The following is a 6,088-nucleotide window of genomic DNA, read 5'->3' as shown; positions in this document are numbered from 1 at the left end:
CCGGGTGTCGCCGCGCTGCAGGCGGCGATCAATCCGGCCCCGACGAGCGCGCTCTATTTCGTCGCGAAGGGCGACGGCACGAGCGTGTTCTCGGACACGCTCGGCGACCACAACAAGGCCGTGGATAAATACATACGAGGTCAATAATGGCGAGCGGTAAATTCATCACGTTCGAAGGCATCGACGGGGCGGGGAAGACCACCCACCTGCAATGGTTCTGCGAACGTCTCCAGGGCCGGCTGGCGGCGGCCGGCCGGCAAGTGGTCGTCACCCGCGAGCCGGGCGGCACGCAGCTCGGCGAGAAACTGCGTGAAATCCTGCTGAACCAGCCGATGGATCTCGAAACGGAGGCGCTGCTGATGTTCGCCGCACGGCGCGAGCACCTCGCGCTCGTGATCGAACCGGCGCTCGCGCGCGGCGACTGGGTCGTGTCCGACCGCTTCACCGACGCGACGTTCGCGTACCAGGGCGGCGGCCGCGGGCTGCCGCGCGACAAGCTCGAGACGCTCGAGCGCTGGGTGCAGGGCGGGTTCCAGCCCGACCTCACGGTGCTGTTCGACGTCGCGCCGCAAGTCGCGAGCGAGCGCCGCGGCGCCGTGCGCATGCCCGACAAGTTCGAAAGCGAGTCCGACGCGTTCTTCTCGCGTACACGGGCCGAATACCTGCGGCGCGCGGAAGAGGCGCCGCACCGCTTCGCGATCGTCGACGCGACGCGATCGATTCCCGAGATCCGCCAGCAGCTCGAACGCGTGCTCGCCGCGCTGTAACCCGCAAGGAACGCACCACATGATCTATCCGTGGCAAACCGACGACTGGAACCGCCTGCAGCAATTGCGCGCGCAATGGCCGCATGCGCTGCTGCTGCACGGTCAGGCCGGGATCGGCAAGCTGCAGTTCGCGCAGCATCTCGCGCAGGGTTTCCTGTGCGAATCGCCGCAGCCGAACGGCGAGCCGTGCGGCACCTGCGCGGCCTGCAACTGGTTCTCGCAGGGCAACCATCCCGATTACCGGATCGTGCTGCCCGAGGCGCTGGCGGGCGAGGCGCCGGGCGCGGCGGACGACGCGAAGCCGGCCGACGCGGACGAAGGCGGCAAGAAGACCCGTGCGCCGAGCAAGGAAATCAAGATCGAGCAGGTGCGCGCGCTGCTCGACTTCTGCGGGGTCGGTTCGCACCGCGGCGGCGCGCGCGTCGTCGTGCTGTATCCGGCCGAGGCGCTCAACGTCGCTGCATCGAACGCGTTGCTGAAAACGCTGGAGGAGCCGCCGGCCGGCGTCGTGTTCCTGCTCGTGTCGGCGCGCATCGACCGCCTGTTGCCGACGATTATCAGCCGCTGCCGCCAGTGGCCGATGACGGTGCCGGCGCCGGAGGCCGCCGCCGCGTGGCTCGCGGCGCAGGGCGTCGACCACGCCAGCGCGCTGCTTGCCGAAGCCGGCGGCGCGCCGCTCGCCGCGCTGGCGCTCGCGAGCGACGAGAACCGCCCGCTGCGCGACTACACGCTCGGGCAACTGGCCGCCGGTGCGGCGTGCGATCCGTTCGCCTGCGGCGAGACGCTGCAGAAGCTGCCGGTGCCGCTGGTGCTCGGCTGGCTGCAGCGCTGGCTGTACGATCTGCTCGCGCAGCGGATGGCCGGCGCGCCGCGCTACTTCCCGACGCACGCGGCGGCCCTGGCGCGCTGCGCGGAAGCGGTCGACGCGAACGCATTCGCGCGCTTCATGAAAGCCGTGACGCGGCAGCGGACGGTCGAGAACCATCCGCTCAACGCGCGGCTCGTATTCGAGGAATTGTTTCTCGGATATCGGGAAATATTCGCTTGATCTGGCATTGTTTCCGATGGGTTGCGAAATGATGAGCGGATCACGCGGGGGCGCGACCGTGGCCGGCCGGCCCGCCCACCTTGCCCGGTGCCGCATGCCGGCGGGCGCATGAGCGCCCGTCTCACGTATTCAGGAAACACGATGTTCGTCGACTCTCACTGCCACATCAATTTCAAGGGCCTGGCCGACCGCCTGCCGGCCGTTCTCGAGAACATGCGCGAGCACGACGTCACGCATGCGCTGTGCGTGTCTGTCGATCTCGAGACGCTGCCCGAGGTGCTTGCGATCGCCGAAGCGCACGACAACGTGTACGCATCGGTCGGCGTGCATCCCGATCACGAGGACATGCGCGAGCCGACGCTCGCGGAGCTGGTCGAGCTGGCCGCGCACCCGAAGGTCGTCGCGATCGGCGAAACCGGCCTCGACTACTATCGCCTCGAAGGGCGCTCGATCGCCGACATGGAATGGCAGCGCGAACGTTTTCGCACGCACATTCGCGCGGCGACCGCGACGATGAAGCCGCTGATCATCCACACGCGTTCGTCGTCGGAAGACACGCTGCGGATCATGGCCGAGGAGCGCGCGGACGTGCCGGGCGGCGTGATGCACTGCTTCACCGAGCCGTGGCCGGTCGCCGAGCAGGCGCTCGCGCAGAACTTCCATATCTCGCTGTCGGGCATCGTCACGTTCAAGAACGCGACCGACGTGCAGGACGTCGCGCGGCGCGTGCCGCTCGACCGGCTGCTGATCGAGACCGACTCGCCGTACCTCGCGCCGGTGCCGTATCGCGGCAAGCCGAATGAACCTGCGTACGTCAGCCATGTCGGACGCTTTATCGCATCCGAGCGCGGTGTCGCCGTCGAGGCGCTCGCCGATGCGACGACGCAGAACTTTTTCCGGCTGTTCAAGATCGCCCGCTAACGACGGGCGCGCAGCCGACAACCCAGGGAAGGAGCCCACAACAATGACGAAGCCGACCAACCATCTGCCCAAACGCGCACTCGTTGCCGCCGCATTCGTCGCGAGCGGCCTGTTCGCCGCCGCCGGCGCGCATGCCGAGTCGCTCGACGCGATCGTCAAGGCCGTCAAGTTCGACGACATCGCCGATATCGGCAAGCAGCTCAAGAGCGGCAAGCTCGATCCGAACACGCTCGCGCCGAACGGCGACCCGATCCTCGTGATCGCCGCCCGCGAGAAATCCGACAAGGTCGCGGCCGCGATCGCCACGACGCCGAACGTCGATCTCGAGAAGGAAGACAAGGCCGGCGAAAACGCGCTGATGCTCGCGTCGCTGAACGGCGACCTCGGGCTCGTCAAGCTGCTGATCGACAAGGGCGCGGAAGTCAGCAAGAAGGGCTGGGCGCCGCTGCATTACGCGGCGACCAACGGCCAGGACGCGGTCGTCAAGGTGCTGCTCGACCACGACGCGTATATCGACACCGCGTCGCCGAACGGCACGACGCCGCTGATGATGGCCGCGCGCGGCAACCATGCGTCGACGGTCACGCTGCTGCTCGACCAGGGCGCCGATCCGCAGGTGAAGAACCAGCTCGGCATCACCGCGCTCGAGTTCGCGAAGCACTACAACGCGCCGGACGCGATCGAGATCCTGAGCAAGCGGACGACGCGTATCGGTGCGGCGACGCCGGCAGATGCGCAAAAGAGTGCAAAATAACGTTTTTTGGTGCGGCGGCGCCTGTCCGCCGGGCCGGCTTCCGGCCGGCGCCGGGCATCCGGCGCCGCACCAGCCAGGGCAGCAGGCGGTCTCGGGCCGCATTGACATAAGAAGGAACACCATGTTGCGCGCAATGTTTTGTGCCGCGGCGTTTGCCGTGCCATTGTCGGCGGCGGCTTTCACGGGCGCGGATCTCGACCGGCTGTGCGCGAAGACGGACGTCAAGTCGCGGGCGTCGTGCGCGGCCTATATCGAAGGCGCCGCCGACGGCGTCTACAACACGATCGATGCGATCGGCGGCACCACGGGGCCGCGCGTCGGCCAGTACTTCTGCCTGCCGCCCGACATCCGGGCGCAACAGATGACGGACGCGGTGCGCAAGTACATCGCCGAGAATCCAAAGCTGGCCGACTACAACGCGAGCACCGCGGTGTCGCTCGGTCTCGGCAAGGCGTTTCCCTGCAGGAACGGCAACTGATCTGACGCCGTGTCCGGGCGCGTGCATGGCCCGGACGTCGCCGACGCATCCAGGACGAAGCCTGTGCGCTTCATCACTCGAGGGCGCCGATGATTTCAATCGAGGAACTGCAGCGCATCGCCGATGCGCCGTTGCATTCGTGGCTCGGCACGCTGGGCGTGTCGGTCATCGTCATACTGGTCGTCACGGTCGTGCACCGCCTCGGCGCACGTATCGTCAAGCGCATCGCGCAGCCGTATCCGCTGATGAGCGCGATCCTGCGCTACATCGACAAGCCGTCGCTCGTCGTGCTGGCGCTGCTGGCGCTCGAATTCGTGTGGGTCCAGGCGGACGACGGCATGTCGTTCGTGCGCGGCATGCGCACCGCGGCCGCGGTCGGCTCGATCGTGTCGCTCACGTGGCTGCTGGTACGGCTCGCGGCCGGCGTCGGCGACGCGATCATCCAGGCCCATCCGATCGACACGGCCGACAACCTTCAGGCACGGCGTGTCCATACACAGGCCAAGGTGCTCGTGCGGACCGTGATGGTGCTGATCGTGATCATCGGCACCGGCGCCGCGCTGATGACGTTCCCCAACGTGCGCCAGGTCGGCGCGAGCCTGCTGGCATCGGCCGGTGTGGCAGGGCTGGTCGCCGGTATCGCCGCGCGGCCGGTGCTCGGCAACCTGATCGCCGGGTTGCAGATCGCGCTCACGCAACCGATTCGGCTCGACGACGTGGTCGTGATCCAGGGCGAGTGGGGGCGCATCGAGGAAATCACCGGCTCGTTCGTGTCGGTGCGGCTGTGGGACCAGCGGCGCCTCGTCGTGCCGCTGCAGTGGATCATCGAGAACCCGTTCACGAACTGGACGCGCAGCAGCGCGGAGATCATCGGCACCGTCTACCTGTCGGTCGACTACCGCACGCCGCTTGCGCCGCTGCGCGAGGAACTCGCGCGGCTCGTCCACGCCGCGCCCGAGTGGGACGGTCGCGTGCAGGTGCTGCAGGTGACCGATGCGACGGAGCGCACGATGCAGTTGCGCGCGCTCGTCAGCGCGGCCGATTCGTCGTCGTGCTGGGATCTGCGCTGCCGCGTGCGCGAAGGGTTGATCGCGTATCTGCAGCACCGCTATCCGCAATGCCTGCCGCGCAGCCGGATGGAACTGTATCCGCACGAATCCGCGCCGGACGCACCGAATCCCGAAAGGCCGCACGCGCGATCGCCCGCCGCCAGCACGGCGGCCAACACCGCAGCCGACCCGCAGGCCGTCGACGGCCGCTGAACGCGGCCCGAGTCCTGCGGCCATTCCCTGTTTCCCATTGTCATGACCGCGCTGAAGACGCTCGCCATCGCCAATTACCGCTCGCTGCGCGAGCTGATCGTGCCGCTCGCGGCGCTCAATGTCGTGACGGGGCCGAACGGCAGCGGCAAATCGAGCGTGTATCGCGCGCTGCGGCTGCTCGCCGACACCGCGCAGGGCCGCGTGATCCCGTCGCTCGCACGCGAGGGCGGCTTGCCGTCGACGTTGTGGGCCGGCCCCGAGCGCTTCTCGCGCGCGATGCTGGCGGGCGACGTGCCGGTGACGGGCACCGTGCGCAAGGGGCCGGTGAGCCTGAAGCTCGGCTTCGCGTGCGACGATTTCGGCTATGCGATCGATCTCGGCCTGCCGCTGCCGAGCCGCTCACAGTTCGCGCTCGATCCGGTGGTCAAGCGCGAATGCATCTGGGGCGGCGCGTTGCTGCGTCCGTCCACGCTGCTGGTCGACCGGCAGGGCGCGCAGATCCGTGCGCGTACCGCATCGGGCGACTGGCAGACGATTCCGCAGCCGGTCGCGAGCTTCGACAGCATGATGACCGAGTTCGCCGATCCGACCGGGGCGCCCGAGATGATCGCGGTGCGCGAACGGATTCGCTCGTGGCGCTTCTACGACCATTTCCGGACCGATGCGCAGGCGCCGGCACGCCAGTCGCACATCGGCACCCATACGCCGGTGCTCGCGGACGACGGGGCCGACCTGGCCGCCGCGCTGCAGACGATCCGCGAAATCGGCGACGCGGCGGCGCTCGATGCGGCGATCGACGACGCGTTTCCCGGCGCGTCGGTCGAGATCGACAATCCGGGCGGCCGCGGCCGCTTCGCG

The 6,088-nt window shown here is 68.4% G+C and carries 8 protein-coding genes; all 8 read left to right on the top strand.

The window, feature by feature from the left end:
* Window positions 1-147, top strand: a 147-nt coding sequence (locus JMF90_RS20170) for an endolytic transglycosylase MltG (protein ID WP_201325354.1), incomplete at its 5' end; no start/stop codon positions are given.
* On the top strand, window positions 147-767 hold the full coding sequence (gene tmk, locus JMF90_RS20165) for a dTMP kinase (protein ID WP_011549634.1): 621 nt from the start codon (window positions 147-149) through the stop codon (window positions 765-767). The genes JMF90_RS20170 and tmk, both read left to right, overlap by 1 nt.
* 19 nt (window positions 768-786) lie before the next feature.
* Window positions 787-1,815, top strand: coding sequence for a DNA polymerase III subunit delta' (locus JMF90_RS20160; protein ID WP_011549635.1), 1,029 nt, complete (start codon window positions 787-789; stop codon window positions 1,813-1,815).
* 141 nt (window positions 1,816-1,956) lie between these two features.
* Window positions 1,957-2,736 carry a TatD family hydrolase gene (locus JMF90_RS20155; RefSeq protein WP_006478607.1) on the top strand — a complete coding sequence of 260 codons (780 nt, stop codon included), beginning with the start codon at window positions 1,957-1,959 and terminating at the stop codon, window positions 2,734-2,736.
* A 43-nt stretch (window positions 2,737-2,779) separates the two neighbouring features.
* On the top strand, window positions 2,780-3,490 hold the full coding sequence (locus JMF90_RS20150) for an ankyrin repeat domain-containing protein (protein WP_006478608.1): 711 nt from the start codon (window positions 2,780-2,782) through the stop codon (window positions 3,488-3,490).
* Between the two features lie 121 nt (window positions 3,491-3,611).
* Window positions 3,612-3,968, top strand: coding sequence for a Rap1a/Tai family immunity protein (locus JMF90_RS20145; RefSeq protein WP_011549636.1), 357 nt, complete (start codon window positions 3,612-3,614; stop codon window positions 3,966-3,968).
* Between the two features lie 89 nt (window positions 3,969-4,057).
* Complete coding sequence (locus JMF90_RS20140; RefSeq protein WP_011549637.1) at window positions 4,058-5,230, top strand: mechanosensitive ion channel family protein; 1,173 nt, start codon at window positions 4,058-4,060, stop codon at window positions 5,228-5,230.
* 42 nt (window positions 5,231-5,272) lie between these two features.
* Window positions 5,273-6,088: AAA family ATPase (locus JMF90_RS20135; RefSeq protein ID WP_201325353.1), on the top strand; the 816-nt coding region annotated here is incomplete at its 3' end.

The organism is Burkholderia sp. E168m23 (genome assembly GCF_016586125.1).
Lineage (GTDB): Bacteria > Pseudomonadota > Gammaproteobacteria > Burkholderiales > Burkholderiaceae > Burkholderia > Burkholderia orbicola.
The sequence above is the reverse complement of the archived record's forward strand: the minus strand, read 5'-3'. Positions and strand labels throughout refer to the sequence as shown.